This is a genomic window from Candidatus Melainabacteria bacterium, from assembly GCA_003963305.1.
Taxonomy (GTDB): Bacteria; Cyanobacteriota; Vampirovibrionia; order Obscuribacterales; family Obscuribacteraceae; genus PALSA-1081.
The window spans coordinates 58,720-79,626 of sequence record RXJR01000027.1 but is presented as its reverse complement, the minus strand read 5'-3'; the positions used below and the strand labels follow the sequence as shown (position 1 = coordinate 79,626).

The 20,907-nt window shown below is 50.5% G+C and carries 14 protein-coding genes; 7 read left to right on the top strand and 7 right to left on the bottom strand.

Features of this window, described 5'->3' with window-relative positions; translation table 11 throughout:
* Window positions 1-70 precede the first annotated feature (70 nt).
* Entirely contained in the window at window positions 71-559 is a 489-nt protein-coding gene (locus EKK48_24950; GenBank protein RTL36982.1) for a GyrI-like domain-containing protein, read from the top strand.
* 137 nt (window positions 560-696) lie between these two features.
* Here EKK48_24950 and EKK48_24945 read toward each other — a convergent pair whose 3' ends face one another.
* Both EKK48_24945 and EKK48_24940 read right to left on the bottom strand, forming a co-directional pair.
* The gene (locus tag EKK48_24945) at window positions 697-1,317 is read right to left on the bottom strand and encodes a hypothetical protein (protein RTL36981.1); all 621 of its coding nucleotides are present in this window, start codon (window positions 1,315-1,317) and stop codon (window positions 697-699) included.
* 146 nt (window positions 1,318-1,463) lie between these two features.
* Window positions 1,464-4,328 (bottom strand): isoleucine--tRNA ligase, encoded by a 2,865-nt coding sequence (locus tag EKK48_24940; protein RTL36980.1) that lies wholly within the window; start codon window positions 4,326-4,328, stop codon window positions 1,464-1,466.
* 418 nt (window positions 4,329-4,746) lie between these two features.
* On the opposite strand from EKK48_24940, the gene EKK48_24935 reads away from it, so the two are divergent.
* From EKK48_24935 to EKK48_24925, 3 genes are read left to right on the top strand one after another with little or no spacing between them, the layout of a single operon-like run.
* Entirely contained in the window at window positions 4,747-5,541 is a 795-nt protein-coding gene (locus EKK48_24935) for an inositol monophosphatase (GenBank protein RTL36979.1), read from the top strand.
* Window positions 5,541-5,945 (top strand): ACT domain-containing protein, encoded by a 405-nt coding sequence (locus EKK48_24930; GenBank protein ID RTL36978.1) that lies wholly within the window; start codon window positions 5,541-5,543, stop codon window positions 5,943-5,945. Before EKK48_24935 ends, EKK48_24930 begins: the two co-directional genes overlap by 1 nt.
* Window positions 5,946-5,972: 27 nt before the next feature.
* Entirely contained in the window at window positions 5,973-6,419 is a 447-nt protein-coding gene (locus EKK48_24925) for an NUDIX domain-containing protein (protein ID RTL37019.1), read from the top strand.
* Window positions 6,420-6,525: 106 nt separating this feature from the next.
* Here the strand turns inward: EKK48_24925 and EKK48_24920 are convergent, their stop codons facing one another.
* The 5 genes from EKK48_24920 to EKK48_24900 form a co-directional block, all read right to left on the bottom strand.
* Window positions 6,526-6,717, bottom strand: a complete 192-nt coding sequence (locus tag EKK48_24920; protein ID RTL36977.1) for a hypothetical protein — start codon at window positions 6,715-6,717, stop codon at window positions 6,526-6,528.
* Between the two features lie 137 nt (window positions 6,718-6,854).
* Entirely contained in the window at window positions 6,855-7,610 is a 756-nt protein-coding gene (locus EKK48_24915; GenBank protein RTL36976.1) for a hypothetical protein, read from the bottom strand.
* A gap of 51 nt (window positions 7,611-7,661) precedes the next feature.
* Window positions 7,662-9,119: an amino acid permease gene (locus tag EKK48_24910; GenBank protein RTL36975.1), complete on the bottom strand. Its 1,458-nt coding sequence runs from the start codon at window positions 9,117-9,119 to the stop codon at window positions 7,662-7,664.
* A 4-nt stretch (window positions 9,120-9,123) separates the two neighbouring features.
* A complete protein-coding gene (locus EKK48_24905) occupies window positions 9,124-10,800 on the bottom strand; it encodes a hypothetical protein (GenBank protein RTL36974.1) in 1,677 nt (558 codons plus the stop codon).
* Window positions 10,797-11,684, bottom strand: coding sequence for a glycosyltransferase family 2 protein (locus EKK48_24900; protein ID RTL36973.1), 888 nt, complete (start codon window positions 11,682-11,684; stop codon window positions 10,797-10,799). Before EKK48_24900 ends, EKK48_24905 begins: the two co-directional genes overlap by 4 nt.
* A 251-nt stretch (window positions 11,685-11,935) precedes the next feature.
* Between EKK48_24900 and EKK48_24895 the strand changes: the two genes are divergently transcribed.
* From EKK48_24895 to EKK48_24885, 3 genes are all read left to right on the top strand, one after another.
* The gene (locus EKK48_24895) at window positions 11,936-16,312 is read left to right on the top strand and encodes a hypothetical protein (protein ID RTL36972.1); all 4,377 of its coding nucleotides are present in this window, start codon (window positions 11,936-11,938) and stop codon (window positions 16,310-16,312) included.
* A 290-nt stretch (window positions 16,313-16,602) separates the two neighbouring features.
* Entirely contained in the window at window positions 16,603-19,110 is a 2,508-nt protein-coding gene (locus tag EKK48_24890) for a hypothetical protein (protein ID RTL36971.1), read from the top strand.
* Between the two features lie 101 nt (window positions 19,111-19,211).
* Window positions 19,212-20,882, top strand: a complete 1,671-nt coding sequence (locus EKK48_24885; GenBank protein ID RTL36970.1) for a hypothetical protein — start codon at window positions 19,212-19,214, stop codon at window positions 20,880-20,882.
* Window positions 20,883-20,907 lie beyond the last annotated feature (25 nt).

Here is a 20,907-nt window from a genome sequence, read left to right as displayed (position 1 = left end):
TCGGCATAAGGCGATGTTATGATCCTTTGTAAGATCCCGTGTGACAGCCGATATTGTCGAGGTGTATCGAATGGGCCTGGGCCTTAATGAGAAGTATGATTCTCTAATTTTTCCTGCTACGCATTACGTCTATATAGAGAAAATTGGTCCATTTCAAGAAACGGCACCAAAAGCTTGGCAAGAGATACATCAATTCAAAGAAGCGATCGCTAGCCTCGGCGGTTCGATTACTGGCGTTTTTTCAATGTATAAAGTGGAGTCTCAACTTTATCGAGCCGGTTTCGCAGTTGCAGAAAAGCCGACTCTCTCTCTGCCGGAGCCTGTCAGATATACATATTTTGAAGGCGGATCTTACCTGCGATTTGTTTTGACCGGTTCGTATATGCAGTTGCCGAAAGCTTGCGGCCGAGTGTTTGAGATCGTTAAGAAGTCGCGCCTTGAAACATCGGACAATTTCTACCTGGAAAATTACGTCAACGATCCGTACATAACACCCGAGAGTGAGTTGAAGACGGAAATATTGATACCAACTACTCAAGCAAGTGTGTCCGCGCTGTAGTGCACGCAACTGGTCAACTAAGTTCGTTAGACGAAGAAAAGGGAGTTTTCCATGTTAGGAAAACGCCCTGTATGATCTAGAGTTGTTTCGGACTATAGATTCGGAAAGGGAAGTTGTAGAAAAGCGTGGTTCGCTCTCTATCGTTCGAAGGGCAGTGCGCAACCGGCAGATTGCGGTATTTTGACTGGAATCAATTGCCCGTTCACGAAGAAATTATCGAGCAGCACTGAGCCTGATTTGTTGCCTGCGCTGTGCAGCACTTCCACATTTACAAACAGGCTCGTGATTGTTGAACCGGCTGGAGCGTTACCGAATCCATTGACGAAGTTCTGCAGATTGAACGTGTATTGCAGATTCTTGTTTTTAGCCTGATTGCCGGATATGAAATTGGCAATGTTGCCGCTGTTGAAAGCTCCAGTTTCGCCTGTGGGAAGAGCCCATGTGCCGAGAATGGCAATGTCCAAAAACGGTAGTGTTGCATTCGGTATCACTTGAAATGAGACCGTGTTTGCAGGCGTGTCGGTGGGAACCACTATGACAGCTCCGAGATTGTCAAAAGTTCCATTCGTCCCATCCGTTATCACTTGCAATGGGAAGCGACCAGGAATGCTGAGAAATGCGGAGGAAGATGTGTCACCAGCGCCGTTCGTACACTGGAAAGGCTGTACATACTTTGTGGCTTTTCCCTGGGCGTCAGCAGCGATCGGGCTGAATAAGAGTGTGGTGATTGCAATTGCGGAAGCTAAATATTTGAGCATTTGGAAGTAGTCTCCACCCGGGGTTGTATGAACGCTTATAGTTCCACGGCGATGCCGCAAATCGATAGCCTGTCGACTATATCATTGCTGAGCTTGTTCGTCTAATTTTGTGATCTGTTTATGCGATCTGTGATCTATGCCAATTTCTATGCGAACTGTGGCAACGCATCGGCGCATTCGTCACAGACATCGCTGTAGGTTTTGTCTGCTCCGACTTTGGTGGAATACTTCCAGCAACGTGCGCATTTTTCGCCCTCGGCTTTGAGCACAGTCACCTTCACCCCATTCTCATTCACTTCAGCAAGCGGAGCATGGGCGTGTTCCTTGCCGTTGCCGCCGTTTGTGCCATTCGAATCAGATGCATTGGTGACTTCTGCCTGCGACACAATAAATATCGAGGGCAGTGTCTTTCCAAGAGAAGCAACTTTCTCCGCCAGTTCGGGTTTATCGAAGTGGAGTAAAACTTTCGCTTCTACAGATTTGCCGATTTTCTTTTCGCCCCGGGCCTGTTCAAGCGCCTTGTTGACAGTGTTGCGCACCGGTATCACCTCAGTCCAGAAATCATCGAGGAACTGATTGTGCTCCTTCACATCGGGCACTGGGAAGTCGGAAAGCAAGACGCTCATATCGTTGGTGCTGGCTTTTCTCAATCTCTCGGGCGTATGTTGCCAGATATCCTCCGCTAAGTGCGGCGTGACTGGCACGAGCAGACGCACCAGTACCTGCAACACTTGCTCGAGAACTGTCTGCACGCTTCTGCGTTCAACAGATTTAGGAGCTGTTACGTAGAGCCTGTCCTTGACGATGTCGAAGTAAAAGCTGGAAAGATCGACGACGCAGAAGTTTTGAAGCAGTTGATAATACTTGAAAAATTCGTAGCGATCGAAGTCTTCGGTTACTCCAGTGACCAGTTCGTAGAGGCGATGCAGAACGAACGCATCCAACTTCGACAGCTCACTGAGTGGCACTCTGTCTTTTGCCGGGTCGAAGTCATAAAGGTTGCCGAGCAGATATCTGGCGGTGTTCCGCAGTTTGCGATAGACCTCAGCTAACTGAGCGAGCATGTTTTTACCGATCGGTATGTCGTCTGTGTAGTTGACCGATGCCACCCAGAGACGCAGCACATCGGCGCCGTACTGCTTGATCACGTCATCAGGGTCGACAACGTTGCCCACCGATTTGGACATCTTTTTGCCGTTTTCGTCAACGACGAAACCGTGAGTCAGTACAGTTTTGTATGGTGCTCGATTTTGCGTTGCTACTGATGTGAGCAAGGACGATTGGAACCAGCCGCGGTGCTGGTCGCTTCCTTCCAGATACATCTCGCACGGCGAACCGCGTAATTCATCCTCTCTGGCATCGAGCACGGCAGCGTGCGTTGAGCCTGAGTCAAACCAGACATCCATGATATCTGTCTCTTTGGTGTACTCGGTGCCACCACATGTGGCGCAGGGGAAATTGCCGCCCAGGAAATGCGATGCTTCCTGCTCCCACCATGAATCGCTTCCTTCAACTGCGAATACGGCAGCGACCCGCTCGATGCTCTGAGCGGTCATCAGGTGTTTACCGCAGTTTTTGCAGTAGAAGACCGGGATTGGAACACCCCAGGCTCTCTGGCGGCTGATACACCAATCGTTGCGATTCTCGACCATCGTGTAGATGCGGTTGCGACCAGATGCCGGAATCCACTGCACCGTGTCTATCGCTGCCAGGGCTTCTTTCCTGCATCCATCTACTGAGGCAAACCACTGTTCGGTGGCTCTAAATATGAGTGGCTTTTTGCACCGCCAGCAGTGCGGATAGCTGTGTGAGTAGGTTGAGTGGTGCAGGAGTTTGCCCAGTTCCTTCAAGTACTCGACGATGGGAAGATTGGATTTGTCGAAACGTTCACCGGCGAATTTGCCGGCTTCCGATGTGAATATGCCGCGACCATCAACTGGAGAGAGAACTCCCAATTTGTATTTGTGCCCGATTTCAAAGTCTTCAGGACCATGTCCTGGCGCTGTATGCACAACACCAGTACCTGCTTCTGCTGTGACGTGCTCGCCCAGGATGACCATACTCGGTCTGTCCATGAATGGGTGTCGTGTCAGTACGAATTCAAGCTCTTTTCCTTTAGCAGTGCCCAGCAACTTCAAGCTGGACGCATCGAGACCGACTTTGTTGACGAAATCGTCTTTTAGCTGTGTTGCTACGACGAGCACACCATCACTGGTGCTCTGCAAAAACTGATACTCGAATTCAGGATGCAAGGCTACCCCGAGGTTCGCTGGTAGCGTCCACGGTGTCGTCGTCCAGATTACGAAGTTTACTTCTGCGCCTGATGGAACAAAGCTCGGCAGTTTCTCCCGGGAATTCTCATCAACGTTGAACTTGACGTAGATAGAGTTGGAGACATGATCGGCGTACTCGACTTCGGCTTCTGCAAGAGCTGTTTCGCAGTTTGGGCACCAGGAAACCGATTTCAGTCCTTTGTACAGGTAGCCGGCTGTCGCCATTTTTCCGAATACGCGGATTTGCGCAGCTTCGAATTTCTTGTCGAGCGTGATGTAAGGGTTTGCCCAATTGCCCCAAACGCCCAGGCGTCTGAAGTTAGCTTCCTGACCTTTCAAATTGCCAAGGGCGAAATCTCGGCAGCGTCTCCGCAGTTCAACAGGCGTGAGCGCCGCTCTGCCGCCTTTAACTTCCTTCAGTACCGCTGTTTCGATCGGCAGACCGTGGCTGTCGTAACCAGGCACATAGGGGGCGTAAAAGCCTCTCTGCGCCTTGTACTTGGTGACGATGTCTTTAAGAATCTTGTTTAGCGCCGTGCCGATGTGGATCTTGGCTGAACTCAGGTAAGGAGGTCCGTCGTGCAGCACAAACTTGTCGGACGCTTTTCTCTTTTCAAGGCTCTTTTCATAAACCTTGTTTTCGTCCCAGAATTTCTGCGTTTCAACTTCTCTTGTGGCACTGTTTGCCTTCATCGGAAAGTCCGTTTGCGGCAAATTAAGTGGGTATTTGTCAGTCATGATCGTCCTCTGGTTGTGCCCGGCGAAACCGCGATTCGAATTTTGTCCCTGAAACTAAAAAGCCAACGCTCTGGCGCTGGCAGTTCTCGTTCGACTGTCCAGCTCCTTATTTCCCGATAATAATAATTGCCGCTCGCTTTATTGAACGGAAATTATCGTTGTCGCTAAATATGAAGAGCGTGGACATTGTTTTATCTCAGACCAGCATTGGAATGTCGAGCAGTTTCTGCATCGCACCGGCGCAACTTGCGGGGCTGGCTTTCCCACAAGAGCTTTCATTACAAGGGTAATTGTATCCAAAGATTATCGTCAAGCCTTAATGGCGCCTGGTTAATGATTCTTATTTGGCGTCAGCAGGCGTTTCGAGCCGTGATTTTAGGTATAGTAAAGCGGCAATATTGAGGAAGGAGTTTTTCGGGTGACAGTAAGCAAGGCGAAGGCGGCGGCTTTCAGTGCGGCGCTGCAGGCGGGCAAGTACATCAAGGAACGCCGCGGCAAGATCAAAAAGATCGATTACAAGGGCGCCTTTAACATCGTCACCGATGTGGATAAAGCATCTGAAAAGATGATTCTTGAAATCCTCAAGGCAGACTTTCCTGATGACAGTTATGTGGCGGAAGAGGGTGGCGGTCATGAGGCGTCAAAGACCAACCGGCGCTGGTACGTCGACCCCCTCGATGGCACGACGAACTTTACCCACAGCTATCCATTCTTTTGCGTGTCTATCGGTATGGAAGAAGCTGGTCAGATGATGCTGGGTGTGGTCTACAACCCGATTGCCGATGAACTTTTCTACGCAGAACGCGGCAAAGGTGCGTTTTTGAATGACGAACCAATTTCAGTTTCAGGCATTGGCGAACTTAATCACAGCTTGCTGGCGACAGGCTTTCCGCCTGATACCGGAATTGGGCAGCCTCACAACAACATGGTGCCATTCACGACTTTGACGAATTTGTCTCATGGTGTGCGAAGAGATGGGTCGGCAGCATTGGACTTGTGTTTTGTAGCGTGCGGACGATTGGAAGGATTCTGGGAGCTGAAGTTGGCTCCGTGGGACATTGCCGCCGGTAGTTTGATTGTCGAAGAGGCGGGCGGCAGAGTCTCTGACCTGGCCGACGGTCCGCTCGACATGCCGACTGGACACATTCTGGCAACGAATAAACTTATTCATGCCGAAGTTGTTGCAGAAATGAAGAAGTTGGATTTGAAGTAATGCCCGCCTATACAAAAAACGCGCTCGACGAAATTGCTCAAAGTAACTTTGAGATTCAGCCGGGCAAGTATGTTTACGCTAAAGTGGCCGCGGTGTCAGCTGATGACTCGCATTTTTTGATTTCGCGAGATGCAGATGAAATAACAGTCGTTACTACTGAGGATCGATTGGGTTCACTGCAATTGATTGAACGAAACAAAGACTTATACAAATTGATTGCGCTCAATGTTTCGGTGCCGTTTTATTCAGTTGGATTTATTGCCACCGTATGTGATGCACTGGCGAGCGCCGGTTTGAATGTGTTGGTCGTTTCTACATTTTCTCGCGATTACATTATGGTGCGCGTCGATTTGATTGAAAGAGCCGCGGCGATCCTACTGTCACTGGGTTTCGAAGAATTGTAGATGAGTGAACCAGATCCAAAACCACCAATGAACAGGCGAGCATCGTCTCGATTGTTGGTGCTTGATCCCGACAACCGTTTGTTGCTGTTTCGCTATTCCTATTCGCGCGGATGCCTTGCCGGTCAAAATTATTGGGCTACACCAGGAGGCGCGCTCGAGCCCGGTGAGTCATTCGAAGATGCGGCAAAGCGCGAGCTGTTCGAAGAGACTGGTATCGCGGATGCCACCATTGGAGTTGAGGTGGCGCGACGCGAATTCGAGATGCAATTGCCAGACGGTGAAATCGTTATGGCAGACGAAAGACTGTATTTGGCCCGTGTAACCGAAACATCGTTATCCAGGGAGAACTGGACAACGATGGAACAGGAGGTTATGACGGAATATCGGTGGTGGACCCATGAGGAATTATCCAAAACGACCGAGACCGTCTACCCTGAGAATATTTGCGAGATGGTATATAAGCGCGATTCTTGAAAGCGCTCGGAATTTAACTGGTTTGTGCTTTCGCAGTCACCTCCTGTTGTTAATTGTGAGAGCACGAGGCGAAGCCAGGCTTACTCGATAGTCGTGGACGAAACGATTATCTGAACGAGGACCGATTCATACGATATTCGGACATTGGCTTCAGGTCGGCACGCAAACTCCACCAATCTGATTTGATTTTGCCAGACCCGTGTGCGTTTTTCGTCGTTTGTGCTGCAACTGAATTATTGCTTGGCGGCTCCAGATCAGTTGGCGGCTCAACGACAAATTTGCACTCTGGTTCAATCATCTCAGGGCACTTCCTTGGAATGCGGTAATGTTTTCAAGATAAATTGGTCGCGTTACTAATGTGTTACGAACCGCTGCTGCGATTGATTAATCTGCAGATTTCATTTGTGAGCTTCTGTGATTGATTAGTCCCAGACTTTATTTATGAGCTTTGATCGATTCAAGCGATGCCTTAGCTGCTGACCAGAGAAAGTGTATGTCACAGCCTAAATTGATCAGATTGTAGCCCTGTTGAATATAGGTGCGGGCCAGGTCTGGTTGGAGACAGAAAATTCCGATAGGCACTGATTTTGCCTGGCATGCTTTCTTGACTGTATCGATAGCATTCTGTACTTCCGAATCTTGTATCTGTCCGAGTTTTCCAAAGCTTCCCGACATATCGTAGGGACCGATGATAATCGCATCAATTCCTGGTACTGCGAGGATTGAATCGATGTTTTTGACCCCGTCCTTGTGCTCGACCTGAACAAATACGCATGTTTTCTCGTTCGCATCGCGAATATAGACGGCAAAATCCATACCGTACCCCGATGCACGCGACATTCCCACGCTGCGAATTCCGGTGGGTGGATATTTTGAAGATGCGACAGCGCGAGCTGCCTCTTCTGCTGTTTTCACTTGAGGAACGATGATGCCGTCTGCACCCAGGTCGAGCACTCGTTTTATCCAGGTCTCATCGTTGACGGGGATGCGAACTAAAGCTCCACAGTCGCCGCGCTTTGCCTGCAGTATATGTTGCACTTGTTCGATGCTGAGCGGTCCGTGCTCCATATCTATCCAGAGCCAGTCAAATCCGCATTGTGAAATTGCTTCGGTTACTGACGAGGTGGCAAGCGAGATTAATGTGCCTATTTGCGGATTTCCTTGCTTCAACCGTTCTTTAAACGTCATCATTTTGCTCCTCATTTAGACATCTCTGTAACGCGTAAAACGCAGAAGTTGCGGTCAACCTGTTCTATCGCCAGGTTGTTCATCCCGCAGCCAGAGCGGACCAGAATAGCGGTGTCGCTCGCGGAAGTGATACCACATCGATAGGAGCAGAATCAATCCGACCATTGTCTTGCCTGCTTTGTAATCATTGGCCAGGCTGACAACAGTAGTGATGAACACGGTCCAGATTATGGCGATTAGATTGATGCTTGATGAATATGGTCCCAGGTGCCACGGACCTTTCTGCAGCGGTTTTTTCTTTCGATTTTTCCAGGATAGAAACACCGGAGCGATGTATGCGAAGTACAAGCACATGACGCTGATTGAAGTGACAACTTCATAGGCACCACTGTAAATAGCAGCTGCGAATGCGGCGCTCACTGTTGTCCAGATGGCTGCAACGGGCGTTTGATGTTCTGATTGCACTTTCTTTAGCTGATTTGAAAAGGGCATGCCGCCGTCTCTCGAAAACGCATATATCACTCGCGAGCAGCCGGTTACCGCGCCCAACCCACAAAACCACATTGCCATTGCTGCAAGCACCGACACTGCTTTCCCTGCAGTTGCACCGAGCGCGTGAACGAGTATCGCTACGACTGTTGGAATGGAGTTGCCTCCTGCATCTTGGGCTGTAAGCACGCCGTTGATGTCGTGTATGGAAAGTGTCAATGAAAGCAACATGATGTAACCTACGAAACCTGAAGCGGCGACGGCGATGACCATTCCCCAGGGCACCGAAGTGTTCGCGTCTACCGTTTCTTCAGAGACGCTGGCCGATGAGTCGTATCCAGAGAGTGTCCACTGTGCTTGCAGCAATCCGAATATGAAAGCGCACCAGTAAGGTAAGTTGTTGGGTGAAGACGAAGTTGTGTTGAGCAGAAAAGTTATTGGCTGCTTGGGCGCAAATAGAAGCAAAGCCCCGACCAGAACGGCTAAACCGATGATATGTACAGTGACGCTGAAGTCGTTCAACCAGGCGATTAATTTGATTCCGAATTGATTGATCAGTCCATGGCTGATCAATAGAACCGCGTACAGAGTGAGCAAATTCATTTGATTTGAATGCAGTCCAATCATGGGCATCAAGAACTGGGCGCAACCGTAGTCGATGCCCGCGAGCGCGGTAACGTAGCCTGTAATCACGAACCAGGCTGTGAACCAGCCCCAGCCTTTTCCGCCTATCTTGCACGACCAGTGATACATGGCGCCCGAAGTCGGCAGTGACGATGCCAGTTCTGCCATGCTCAAGACAACAAACATGGTGAAGCAATTGACGATCGGCCAGCCAAAGGTCATTTCAGCTGGTCCGCCGAATCTCAAGCCGAAGTCATAGAGCGTGATCGCGCCGGTCAAAACCGAAACTACCGAGAAGCCTATGGCGAAGTTCGAGAAACCGCCCATGGTGCGAAACAACTCTTGCGCGTAGCCAAGTTTGCTGAGCTCGGTATCGTGCTGAGTAGTTTCGTTTTGCAAGATTTCACTTTGTAGTCGGATACGGCTTTTCGTGAATGATTAAGACCGAAGCCGGGTCTTCAGCTGCGACTTTCCAGCCGTCTTGAGCTTTCAAAGCCAGGGCCAACCGGCTATCCTTGGGCACCAACACCCACTGGATATGGTCTTTCGCCAACCAGTCGAGCCAGTTGGGTGCGCCATTTTCGAAGGTAAGAACCTGGTTGATTATTGAGTATTGCGCATAATAGCCTTCGCCGTAAAAGTCTGCGCGGTCATCTATGAATACCGGCGTGCCAAGCTTGTATCTGATGTATCCGCCCCAATTGTCCATGTTGAAGCCTTCGTTCACTTTCAGCTCACCGCTTTCTTCGGCTTTTTTCAGATAGTCGAGTGTTTTTGTCGGTTTATCGAGCGGGTCGAAGCCTGATTCGAGAATGGCAACTCCGCCTATTTTTCCGCCCATGAGCGCTGTGGCCGTGAGAAAAATGAAGCATCCGATGGGCAGCAAATGCATTTTGCACTGCCATTCCATGTCATCGATGCCCTCACCCAGGCGATTCCATTTGGTTACGATTTTTCGCCACAGTGGTGATTCTGCATCTGCGGAATGTTCTGCGCTTTCATCGGAAGGGACTGCATTTGCATTGTCTGCAACCGCCGGACTCAATCTGGTTTTGGAGTAAAGTTGTGCGATTGCCGGCAAGACAATTATCACGAAAAGAGGCATATTTCGAACTGCTGAAAGGGCCAGGTGCGAAAACGCCAGACAGAGCAATAGTTTTGGAAATGAGAGGCGCTTTTGCGATATCGCCAGCCCAACGATGAAGATAGCGAAAATGGCTTCCAGGCACGTTGGATGCAGCGAGAAGTGAAATACCGGAGATAGAAACTCATCGGTGTTGGCGAGAATCATGCTTCCTTTCAAATATTTTTCGATGTATTGGTACAGAATCAGTCCGTTCGGATTGACCAGGCTGGCGGCAAATGTGCAACCCAGTGCCAGCGTGAATGTCTTTGCCGATTCCAGATAATGTTTACGTTTGTTTCCAGCCGCATAGAAGAAAGCTGAGCAAAGAGATGCTCCCAGGTATACGGCGATGAGAACGAAGCCGACCACAAAGGCGGGGTGACAGTTGACCCAGACCAGCATGTACAAGCTCAGGATAGTCAGGAATTTGGTACTGGATATGGTGCGACGATAATAATCTTCCAGTGCTCCAGAAAATATGAGCACTCCGAAGAAGGTGAATAGATGCGGTCTGGCCAGCCAGTGCACCGCCGAAACCAGCGCTCCCAGAAGACAGGTAGCCAGGACGATCAAAAAATGGCAACCTTCTTTACGGCAGCGGTTGTAGAGAATCAAGAAGATCAAGGCTATGGCAGCACTCCAGACGACTGCCAGCAGATTCAATCCGCCAAGCTGAACGAGCGCTGCCGTGATCGTGTCTGACAGCCATTCATACGCCACCCACGACTTGTCTGCTTTGCCTGGAATTTTATCGAGATAGCAGAAGATATCCTGGCGAGGTATAGCGTGATTCTTGAGAATATAATCGCCAGTGACGATGTGCCAGCCCGTTGACCCATCGCCGAAAAGATAGGTCGGACGCACCATGAGCGGGATCATGATGATGAAAAGAAAGAGGATGTCACCAATATCAGGAGCCGGGAGCAGTTTGTTTGTTTTCGTGGCGTCCGTCATTTCGATTCCGGTTGGCTTGGCGTTATGTCAGGCGAAGATGGAGCTGGATGGTGGTGTGACGGATCGCTGCAGTGTGCATGATCGTGGTCGCCTCCAGATTGGTTCTCAGATGGCGCCGGTCGCGTTTTGAGCGGCAGCGGTGGAACCGCATCTGATACCGTTTTCTTGTAACTTCCCAACCAGGCTCTCTGTCTTATACCCAGTACCTGTAACAACATTCCCATGGAGTCCAGGATGACGTTTACTTTTGAGCCGGCGACGTTGTTCCAATTGATTGCCAGCTCGGCGATTTTGTATTTGCGCAGCCGGGCAATGTAGAGAATTTCGACATCGAAGGCGAAGCCGTTCAGCTGAGAGACTCTGAAAATGTCGTGTGCTACGGATCTTTTGAACAGCTTAAAACCGCATTGTGTATCGTAAATGCCCGGCAGCAATAGGGTTTGAACGATCATGTTGAAAGTGTTGCCGATGTATTTTCTATGGAGATCCGCAACGACAACCCGCTGTGGATCAGGCTTGTTTCTAGAACCAATAGCCACGTCTGCACCATTTGTGATTGCTTGCTGAAGAAGAAGTACTTCGGCGATTGGCGAGCTGCCATCAGCATCGTTAATCAAAATCAAGTCGCCGCTCGCCTGCATTACACCGGTCCGAATCGCATAACCTTTGCCCTGATTTGGCGCATAAGTTAGCAACCTGATTCCTTCGTGGTGCTTGGCAAATGAGTCGACGATATCGATGGTCTGGTCGCTGCTTCCGTCATCGACGATGATGATTTCGAACTGCTCGTAGTGCTCTTTCAGGAAGGCGTGAACGGATTCCAGAGTCGAGGGGAGACGACGTTCTTCGTTGTAAGCAGGAATGACTACCGAGATCTGTGGCATGCCCTCAGTATTGCATCCTGACTGCCATTTCGTATTTCTCCCACTGTAATTTGAGGAAAGGTTTCAAAATTGTGTCCAGAAATTTCGAGAGCCGGATAGAACTCCAGAACGCCGAAAGGGTGAGCATCGGTAAAGATAAAATTTTTACCTACTGACAACCCGACTACGTGGTTTCCCCACATACAAAGAGGGGAATGATACGTAAGCTAGGCACAATTGGCGCTCCGTGTACGCACTCAGAGGACGAATAAATGGGCAGCAGAGGCTACGAAGACCCTAGAAACACCGACCAGACTCAAGTTGCAGATGGAAGGCAGCCTCAGGGCACCGATCGCATGCAGAACGAAGTCTACGGCAATCAAGGTCGTGACCGAATCTCACAAAGCCAGCAAATGGTCGCTCAAGAGCTGAACGGCGTTTTGAGCCACTTGCAAAACGCCGAATTGACTTTCGAGCAAAGAGGAGTGAGAGCCGCAACCGGCGAGTACACAGCCGCAATCCGCGCTGCTGATAGCATCGATCAGCAAGCAGTAGCTCGCGAACGAGAAAATGTCAGACAAATGCTCCAGAGTCAGAATCTGGATGCTCAGACCCGTCGTGCCCTTGTCCAGGAAGATGCCGATCTCCACACTCTTCAACGGGCGCCTGGTTTTGCCCGCGCCAACTTCGCTTTGCTGATGATTCGCAACGGCGATCAGTATTATGGAACGCAACTTTTATTGGAAGCGCAGCAAAAGGATCCTGAAATGAATCAGGACCCGAACTTCCAACGTCATTTAAAGAATGCAATCGATGCGGCGCCTCGTTCGCAGCAGCAACAGCCTTACGATCAATCACAGCAACAGCCACAGCAGCGCTACGACCAGACCCAACCACAACAGAGATATGACCAGACTCAACCACAGCAGCCTGGCGATGTTCAACAGCAGCAACAGCAAACACGTCTGTCACCGCTCGATGCGCAGGGTCGTACACCAGTAGAAGTAGTTCAGCAAGCCTTCGGTACGGTCACCGGTCCTCGCACCATGACTCCTGAAGTCAAACAAGCATTCCAGCAAGCGATTGCTAATGCTGATGCCGGGCAGTCACCAAAGATGCAAGCACTGCTACAGGCTGAAGCTCAAGCCGCCAATGCAGTAAGACCCTTAGCCGATGCCAATCTCGTCAAAGCTGTCACCGCACAGGACCAGGCTGCTGAACAATTGATCAAGCAGATGCCTGCAGAGAAGCAGCAGGCTGTGTTCCAGCTGTACAACTCGATGGACAAAGCTTCCTCTCCACAAGAGAGACAGCAGATTCAGCAACAACTGGTAGCTCTTAACCCTGGATTGCAACAGATCCTGGGGCAGCGCGATCAGGCTATGGGTGCACAGAACATTCAAAACTTGATGCAGTTCATGCAGGTCGAAAATGCTCTGCAAGCTGAAAAGAACCAGCAGGCAATCACGCGTTTCACTTACGGCATGGCTCTCGCTAAAAACGGTGACACCGAAGAAGCGAAGAAATATGTTGCCGATGCTGTGAAGATGAACAACAGCACCGACCCAGAGTTGAGAGCTTACTGGCAGCGCACCGCGGCACAGATGGGCATACCGGTAGACAACACCGGCAATCCGCAGACAACTGACGCCACTCAACAGCCGCAGCAGCAAGGCGACAGACCTGCTCCAGGCTCAGCAGCTGATGCTCTAGCGACCGTCGAGCAGAAATTCCAACAAGTCGTTGCTCAGAAGGGTGACGTCAAAGCTGCATATCAACAATTGCTTCCTGAATTCCAGGCCGCTCAACAGAAAGCTGATGCCGAATTCACCGCACTTGCGCAGCAAACTATGGCTCGCGACCAGCAACTGCAGGCTGCCATCGACGCCAAACTGACTCCTCAAGTGAAAGCTCAGTTGCAGCAGATCGGTACACAGATCGATGCTGAAAAGCAGAAGCTGACTCCTGATGCTCTCGCTCTCTGGAACAAGTACCAGGATCCAAGCACTTCGACGAACGATCGTCAGGCCATCCATGCTCAACTCGAGCAGAAAGCTCCTAACCTGACCAAGCTTGGCGACCAGCTCGAACAGGCGATCGGCAAAGACACTTTGATGAATATCATGACCCTTTCAGCCGATCATGCGAAGATGCAGGGTGCCTTGATGGGCAGATTCCTGACTCGCTATTACCTGGCTGACGCTGCCTCGACAGCAGGCGATACACAGAACGCGCAGGCTCAGCTGGGCGCTGCTTTCCAGACCGTTCCGCAAGAATTCCAGCAGGCATTCGCTCAGAAACCAGATGTGCAAGCTCTTGCTCAGAAGGTGGGCATTGACCTGACCAAGCTGCCTGCGCCTCCCGATGCAGTACTCGCTAAGGCTGCCGGAGCACCGACTGGTGACCAGACTCAACAGCCTGGAGCACAGCCCGGTGGTGACCGCACTCAACAGCCTGGACAACCGACCGACCAGAGCCAGCCAGTCGCCGGTGTCAGTCCTGAGAACCAGGGACTTCGCCCCGATCAAATCATGGCTAAGGCTCAGCAGATGTTGCAACAAAATGGCATGAACGATGCCACCAAGAAGCAATTCCAGGATGCCGTCAAGTCAGCCGATGCACTGTTCGGACCTCAAGATAAGCAGATGACCGATCAACTGATTCAGGTTCTGCAGTCTGGTAAGAAGGCTGATGGCACCGCCTTGACTCCGCAAGAACGAGTGCAAGCACACCAACTGGTTCAACAAGAATTCAGCCGTGCCACGCTCGGTATGCAATATCGCATGGCATATGGACAGTTGCTCAATCAGAACAAGCAATACGCCAGCGCCGAAGCCGTTTTCAAGGAAAACATCGGCATTGCCGATAAGCTGCCTTTGCAGGCATTCCAGGCTGAACTGACCCAGCTCGGTAAAGACTCGCAGAATCCGCAAATTGACCGCGCCAGCCAGGCTGACCTCTTTACGATGATGCAGAGCATTCAGGGCTCGGGCACATCGAAAGACGACGGTCTGCTCTACATGCCAATCACCACTCGCAAGCAAGCAGCGCTCTTCTACGTTGCCGGTGCAGATGGTCAGGGCACAGGATTGGTCAAGCCTGAACAAGCTTCGGCGATGATCGACCAAGCCAAGGCCAAAGAGAAGGAATTGTATGGTGTCACTGACGATAAGCTGAAGACTTTCGACCCGACACTTTCCAACATGGCTCAAGGCATCTTGCCTCTCTTGCCGGAAAACTTGAGAAGAGAGAAGCAGAAAGCCGATAGTTTCTGGAGTAATGCCATCGTAGATGGTGGTACTGCTGCCGCCGTTCTCACTCTCGCAGGTTTGACTGCAGCAGTGTTGACGAAGAATCCAGAGACAGCAAACTTGCTCGTTGAAGGCGGAAAGCTGACCAAAGTCGGTTACGGCGTAATCGGCGCCGGTGCCCTCGGTACAGAAGTTCTGGCTCGTCATACTGTGCACCAGTTGGTGACAGGCGAAAACGAGAGCTGGACCAACAGCGCCATCCACGGTACTGCAGCACTGGGCTCTGTCGCCGCTATCGTCGGCACACGTTCGGCAGTCAGCAATTTCCTCTACAAGGGCGCTACTGCCGAAGCAGTCACGCCGCAGTTGGTGAAAGGTTATGGACTGGCTGAAGGCGCTACCGTCAGCGACTTTGTTGCTGCAATGGGCAAGACGACCAAGGTTCCTGAGTCTCTCGCCGCACTGACCAAAGGTGAAGCCGCTGCCAAACCTATTATCGATGCCACTACAGGTGCAATCAATCCTGAAGTCGCTCAGGCTCTGTCTGGCTACTACTCGAAGGCTCAGCTGGCTAATATGACGGCTGGAGTTCTTAAGGAAGGCGAAGGTGCGGTCGGCAAGTGGTATTCACCATCCGGCGCATACGCAAGAGCTAAAGGTGCATTCTCGCCTCTCGACTTTGGTCTCGAGAATAGAAATCTGGCTGGACAACTCGCTTCAAGATCGTTTGCAAGCGGCTACTCCTCAGCTTTCTCAGCCATCGGTACTTATAGCTCAATCGCCGCTTTCGATCGACCAATCGATCCTAAGACCGGTAAGCAGATGAGTTACGTTGATTCGTTCATTCAATCCAACTACCGTAGCCTTAGTGACAACACTGCTGTAGATGCTCTCTGGCTCGGTATCATGCCGGCTATGAAAGATGGCGCTCTGGCCAAGAGCGTTTATGCTGAAGGCGCTGGACCAATCGGCAAGGGATGGGGTTACTTCAAGGCTCCGTTCAAGGTCAGCACTCTTGGTTCGATGGGTGCTGAAGGTCTGGGCAGCGCTAATTACCTGAAGACCGGTATGCAAGCTGGTCAACTGGCAATCGGTTCGACGATCTATAACTTCTCGAACCTGTCGAAGTTGTTCCAGGGCGCCATGCAGTCCCGCGCAATTGGTCACCAGTTGGATGCTATGAACGCGCCAATCAGAGACCAGAGTGCTCCGCAGGCCGCTGGAACTGACACCAATGTCTTGAGTCAGAAGCCTGCAGGTCAGACAGATGCACCGGCGACTCCACAACAGCCGGTACAAGATAATGGTCAGCCAATTCAAGATCAGCCGGTCGACCAAACCCAGCAACAGCAACAACAGCCCGGCGGTCTGACTCAAGGCACTCCAGGACTGGGTTAAAACGGAGGAAAACCCTGCTGAAAGTTTCAGAACAATTTTAACGGCTTAAATCCAGGGCTCTGACAGGCTCTGGATATCCGCTGTAGATAGACTGGAAACCAGGACCTAAACATGTTTGAAACAACTGACAGTTAAATTGATAGAGACAGGTAAGTTCTTAGCTCGAAGTACACCAGGAAAAAATACATAGAACTCAAATTTGGAAACCAGTAAAGTTCAATGTCGAAAAACTACCCAACCTGTATAGATTCAAACACGAAAGGTCTCTGATTCTTTAAGGATTAACACAAATGGCTCCTCAAAACCGCGACGTTCAACCTAGCGCCAATCAAACGGATGCTACCCACCAGGGTGATCAGCATCCGATTACTGATGCAAGTAGCGTCTTCATCACGCAATTGCAGGATGATAGCCGCTCACAGAGAACTCGCGACGTTTCGAGAGTTTCAGATCAGTCTCTCAGCTCGGTCAAGCCAGACCAAACAGCTGTTTATCCAAACAAATTGATTGCTGAGGCACAGTCTGCCGGCAGAGAAATTTCTACTATTTTGCAAGCCGGTCATAAAGAAACAGATGTTATTCAGTACAAAGATGCTAATGGACAGATTCGCGAAACCACTGTCGCTGAGCGCGTTGAATCTTTGCGTGTATTGATCAATCAAGATTGCCAGAATGCCATCACTGCCTCAAACGAGCTGGTCAAGAATAATCCGAACCTGGAACAAAACTTGAATGCTGCTACAGCTAAATTGCATGACGCTGCCACCAAACTCGGTATCGATCCGAACAGCGCAGATTTCGCTCAGAAAGCGGCAAACAATCCAGAACTTCGTCAACTTGCTCAAGATCAAGCAGTGTTGCAGTCAGCTCGCATGGCGCCAGGTACTGCCATGTTGACTTATGCCATGCTCAAGGCTGAAGGTTTGACAGACAATCCCATGGCCAGCATGGAAGCATACAAAACAACTGGAGTTCCGAAGCCATCTGAAAAGGAACTCGCTGATGCATTTTTACTAACCGCTCAGGCCGGACGCACCAATCAAGAAGTATTCAATTCACCTTTGTATGCTTCGGTAAACGATGCAGTCAAAACCGACTATGCCGTTACTCAAAACGAAAAGGGTCAGAACATCCTGCGTATGTTGAAAGATGCTGATGCCCTCGCTCAGTCTGGCGATACTGCAAAAGCCGAACAGCGCTACAAAGAAGCCTGGCAGTTGGGCGAGTCTATCGACCAGAAGTTCCTTGCTGCTCAATTGAAGCTGCAAGACAATCAGTCTAATCCGCAAGTTGCCCAGGCTCTTGTTGGTATCATGGCTGATGTCAAAGAAGCTCGCATGCACTATGCAAATTTTCTCGTCAAGCAAGGCAAATATGATGATGCATTGCCAATCGCACTTTCAGTAGGTTCTGACACACCTGAATTTGCGCAGGCAGATCCGACTTACAACAAGTTAGTATCTGACGCTACTTTCGGTAAGAGCATGCCACAGGGTGAACTTCAAGCTCACCAGGCTAAGTTTGCACAGTTGATGCAGGATACAAACAATCCTGATCGATTCAACCAGGCGCAGAAAGAATTGGACGCTCTGCAAAAGAATTTCCAGGACACAAAGGCTACTCTTGATGCCGGTAAGCCGAAACTCGATGCAGCCAAGGCGGAGATTGACAAAAAACTTGCCGAGCTGGAGCAGAAGAAAGATAGCACCGACGCTGAAGAGTACAAGATCGAACAGTTGCGTCTCAACAACGAGAAGAAGACTATCGAAGCTGTGCAAAAGCAAAACGAGCAGTTCGAAAAGCAGGGACCTTACCTCAAGTATTTGCAAGGTGTGCTTGCTTATTCCAGGGAAGACAAAGATACAGCTCATGCGCTCTTTGAAGAAGTCAAAAAGACTGATCCTGAACTGGCTGCAAACAAAGATCTTAAAATCGATGAATTGCTTGATGCTACCAAGCACCAGAATTGGTTCCAGCGTAACTGGCACGCAATCGCTACTGTTGGTGCGGTTGTAGCAGGTGTGGTTGTCGGTGTCGGCGTCGGTTTATTGACCGGACCTGGTGGTATCGCTGCCGGTATCGGTACAACGGGAGCGATTATGGCTGCTGTGGGCGGTGGCGCTCTTGCCGGTGGTCTTGTGTTCACCGGAACCAAGGCTGCAGCTCTCGGTACAGACACCGTTACCTGGAAAGACTTCCGCGAAGGTGCATTGATCGGCGGCGCTTCGGCTGTTCCGATGATAAGAGTTGGAGCTGCATTCGCTCCAGGTGCCGCCGGACTGGGCGCACTCGAGGCAACTGCCGCTACCGGTACAAGCACGTTTGCAAAATTCGGACTGACTCGCGCTTCGCTCGCATATGGTGCCGGCGTAGCTGGTGCCGACCAGGGCATGCAAGTTGCCTTCGATGGCAAGTCGTGGAAGGATGCAAGCGTAGATTTCGCCAAGGAAGCTCCGTTCCAGGCGCTTACATATGGTACCGCTGCACGCGCGACTGGAGTCGCTAAAGCAGTCGGCACGGATATCTTCTTCGCTGGTGGTGGTAAGGCCGCTGTTGAAGGCGGTATGAATACTTACATCGACCTCACTCATCACACGCTCAATCCAGCAGATGCGGGTGAAGCGAATACGATTGCTCAGAATTACAACACGGTCAATCCAAGTCTTTACAGACCTGAAGCAGCACCACCTCAACAAGGTGGTGGCGATCAACAGCCCGCTGCTCCGCGCAGACAACTGACCGAGCAGGAAATTGAGAGACTGCGGAATCAAGATATTACTGACGAACCCGTCAAATAAGCGCGTACGACAGCAACTTTGTAGAAACAATTGCTCCTTATCATTGATATAGCCAGAGGAAGTTTCATTCCTGCTGCTGCGCTGTAATCAATGGAAGGGCTATGGGCAACAAACGAAGTGGTGTTATTCCCTTTGAAAGGTCTGGTCAATGCGACTCGGTGACGGGGGTCTGTGATCCGACAAAACTGCATGCAGATGTTTATCCGAAGGTCCTGGATAAAGGCTCAGCGGATAAGCTCGGTGGCAGCAAAGAACCGGTCGATAAGCGGTTGATTGACAGAGCAACTCTCAGTCAACAGATGACGGCACGGGAGTTAGATAATGTTTTGTCGCGTCTCCAGCGGGCTCAAGATTCCTTCAATAAGCAGGGTCTGCGTGCTGCTTTGCCTGGCTACCAGGACGCGATTCGATGTGCTGATTCCATCGATCAAAAGGCGGTGCTAAAAGAAAGAGCGATTGTAAAAGAGCTTTTGAAGAGCGATAAGATAGATCTGGATACGCGCCAGAAGTTGCAGAGAGAAGATGCAGACTTGCGCATTTTACAAAGGTCTCCTGGTATCGTACGTAGTGACCTGGCTCTGCGGTTGATTGAGAGCGGGAATTTCTTAAACGGCATGCAGCTGCTCCTCGAAGCGCAGAAGCGAGACCCGGAAATGAATCGGTCCGCCGACTTTCAGCGACGTCTGAAGCATGCGATTGATGCAGGGCAAGATGCTAAAAACCCGGTGCCGGTTCCGCGATTGGCGCCACCGCAAGTAGTGCCGTTCGAACCACGGCAGCAGCCACCGCAGTTTCCAATTCAACCACCGCAGTTTCCAATTCAGCCGCAACCTTTTCCAATTCAGCCTCGACAGCCTCAATTGATGCCAGTCGAGCCGCGACTCCAACCATGGCAGCAACCACCGCAGTTTCCAATTCAGCCACAACAATTTCCAGTTCAGCCAAAATTTCCAGTTCAGCCGCGACAACCGCAATTGATGCCAGTCGAGCCACGACAGCAACCATGGCAGCAACCATGGCAGCAACCACCCCAGTTTAAGCTGCCGGATCAACCAGCGCCTCTGGATTTATTGCGACGACAATCTAAGCAACCAGATGTCACACCACTGCAGCTTCCCGTCGGACGTTTTGCACCGCTTGATAGTCAGGGACGTTCACCAGTCGAGTCCAGTCAATCTGCTTTCGCCAGCGTCACTGGTGCCAAAACCTTGACACCTGAGGTACGGCGACAGTTTGAATTGGCAATAAAAAATGCTGACACAGGCGTATCGCCAAAGTTGGCATTTTTCCAGCAGCAAGAAACGAAGGCCGCTAACTTGTTGAAACCTCTGATGGCGCCTGAGATAGCAAAAGTGATGGTCGGTTTTGATGAAGAGGTCTCTAAAGCGTCAGCTCAGATGTCGCCTGATAAGAAGCGGGTGGCAGTGCAGTTGTACGGCTCGATTGATAAAGCGCCTAATGCAGTCGAAAGGCAGGAGGCACAGAATCAACTTGTCAAACTCAATCCCGCTTTGAAAGATATATTGACGAGACGCGAGCAATATCTTGGTCCGAACAATGTACAACTGCTGCTCAATTACAATGGTTGGAAAAATGCGGTCCAGACTGAGAAAAATCAAGTTGCGATCACCCGGTTTGTGTTTTCACTGGCTTTGTCTAAGAACGGCGATCATAATGAAGCAAAGGTAGTTATGGCGCAGGCTCTTAAATTGAACCGAGATCCCGAGCTGACCGAGCATTGGAAAAGCATGGCTAAGAAGATCGGTTTGTAAAAATGTTGCCTGAGAATAAGAACAG

Coding starts and splice junctions, on each gene's coding strand:
- EKK48_24950 (RTL36982.1), top strand. CDS start 71: ATGGGCCTGGGCCTTAATGAGAAGTATGATTCTCTAATTTTTCCTGCT.
- EKK48_24945 (RTL36981.1), bottom strand. CDS start 1,317: ATGCTCAAATATTTAGCTTCCGCAATTGCAATCACCACACTCTTATTC.
- EKK48_24940 (RTL36980.1), bottom strand. CDS start 4,328: ATGACTGACAAATACCCACTTAATTTGCCGCAAACGGACTTTCCGATG.
- EKK48_24930 (RTL36978.1), top strand. CDS start 5,541: ATGCCCGCCTATACAAAAAACGCGCTCGACGAAATTGCTCAAAGTAAC.
- EKK48_24925 (RTL37019.1), top strand. CDS start 5,973: ATGAACAGGCGAGCATCGTCTCGATTGTTGGTGCTTGATCCCGACAAC.
- EKK48_24920 (RTL36977.1), bottom strand. CDS start 6,717: ATGATTGAACCAGAGTGCAAATTTGTCGTTGAGCCGCCAACTGATCTG.
- EKK48_24915 (RTL36976.1), bottom strand. CDS start 7,610: ATGATGACGTTTAAAGAACGGTTGAAGCAAGGAAATCCGCAAATAGGC.
- EKK48_24905 (RTL36974.1), bottom strand. CDS start 10,800: ATGACGGACGCCACGAAAACAAACAAACTGCTCCCGGCTCCTGATATT.
- EKK48_24900 (RTL36973.1), bottom strand. CDS start 11,684: ATGCCACAGATCTCGGTAGTCATTCCTGCTTACAACGAAGAACGTCGT.
- EKK48_24895 (RTL36972.1), top strand. CDS start 11,936: ATGGGCAGCAGAGGCTACGAAGACCCTAGAAACACCGACCAGACTCAA.
- EKK48_24890 (RTL36971.1), top strand. CDS start 16,603: ATGGCTCCTCAAAACCGCGACGTTCAACCTAGCGCCAATCAAACGGAT.
- EKK48_24885 (RTL36970.1), top strand. CDS start 19,212: ATGGGCAACAAACGAAGTGGTGTTATTCCCTTTGAAAGGTCTGGTCAA.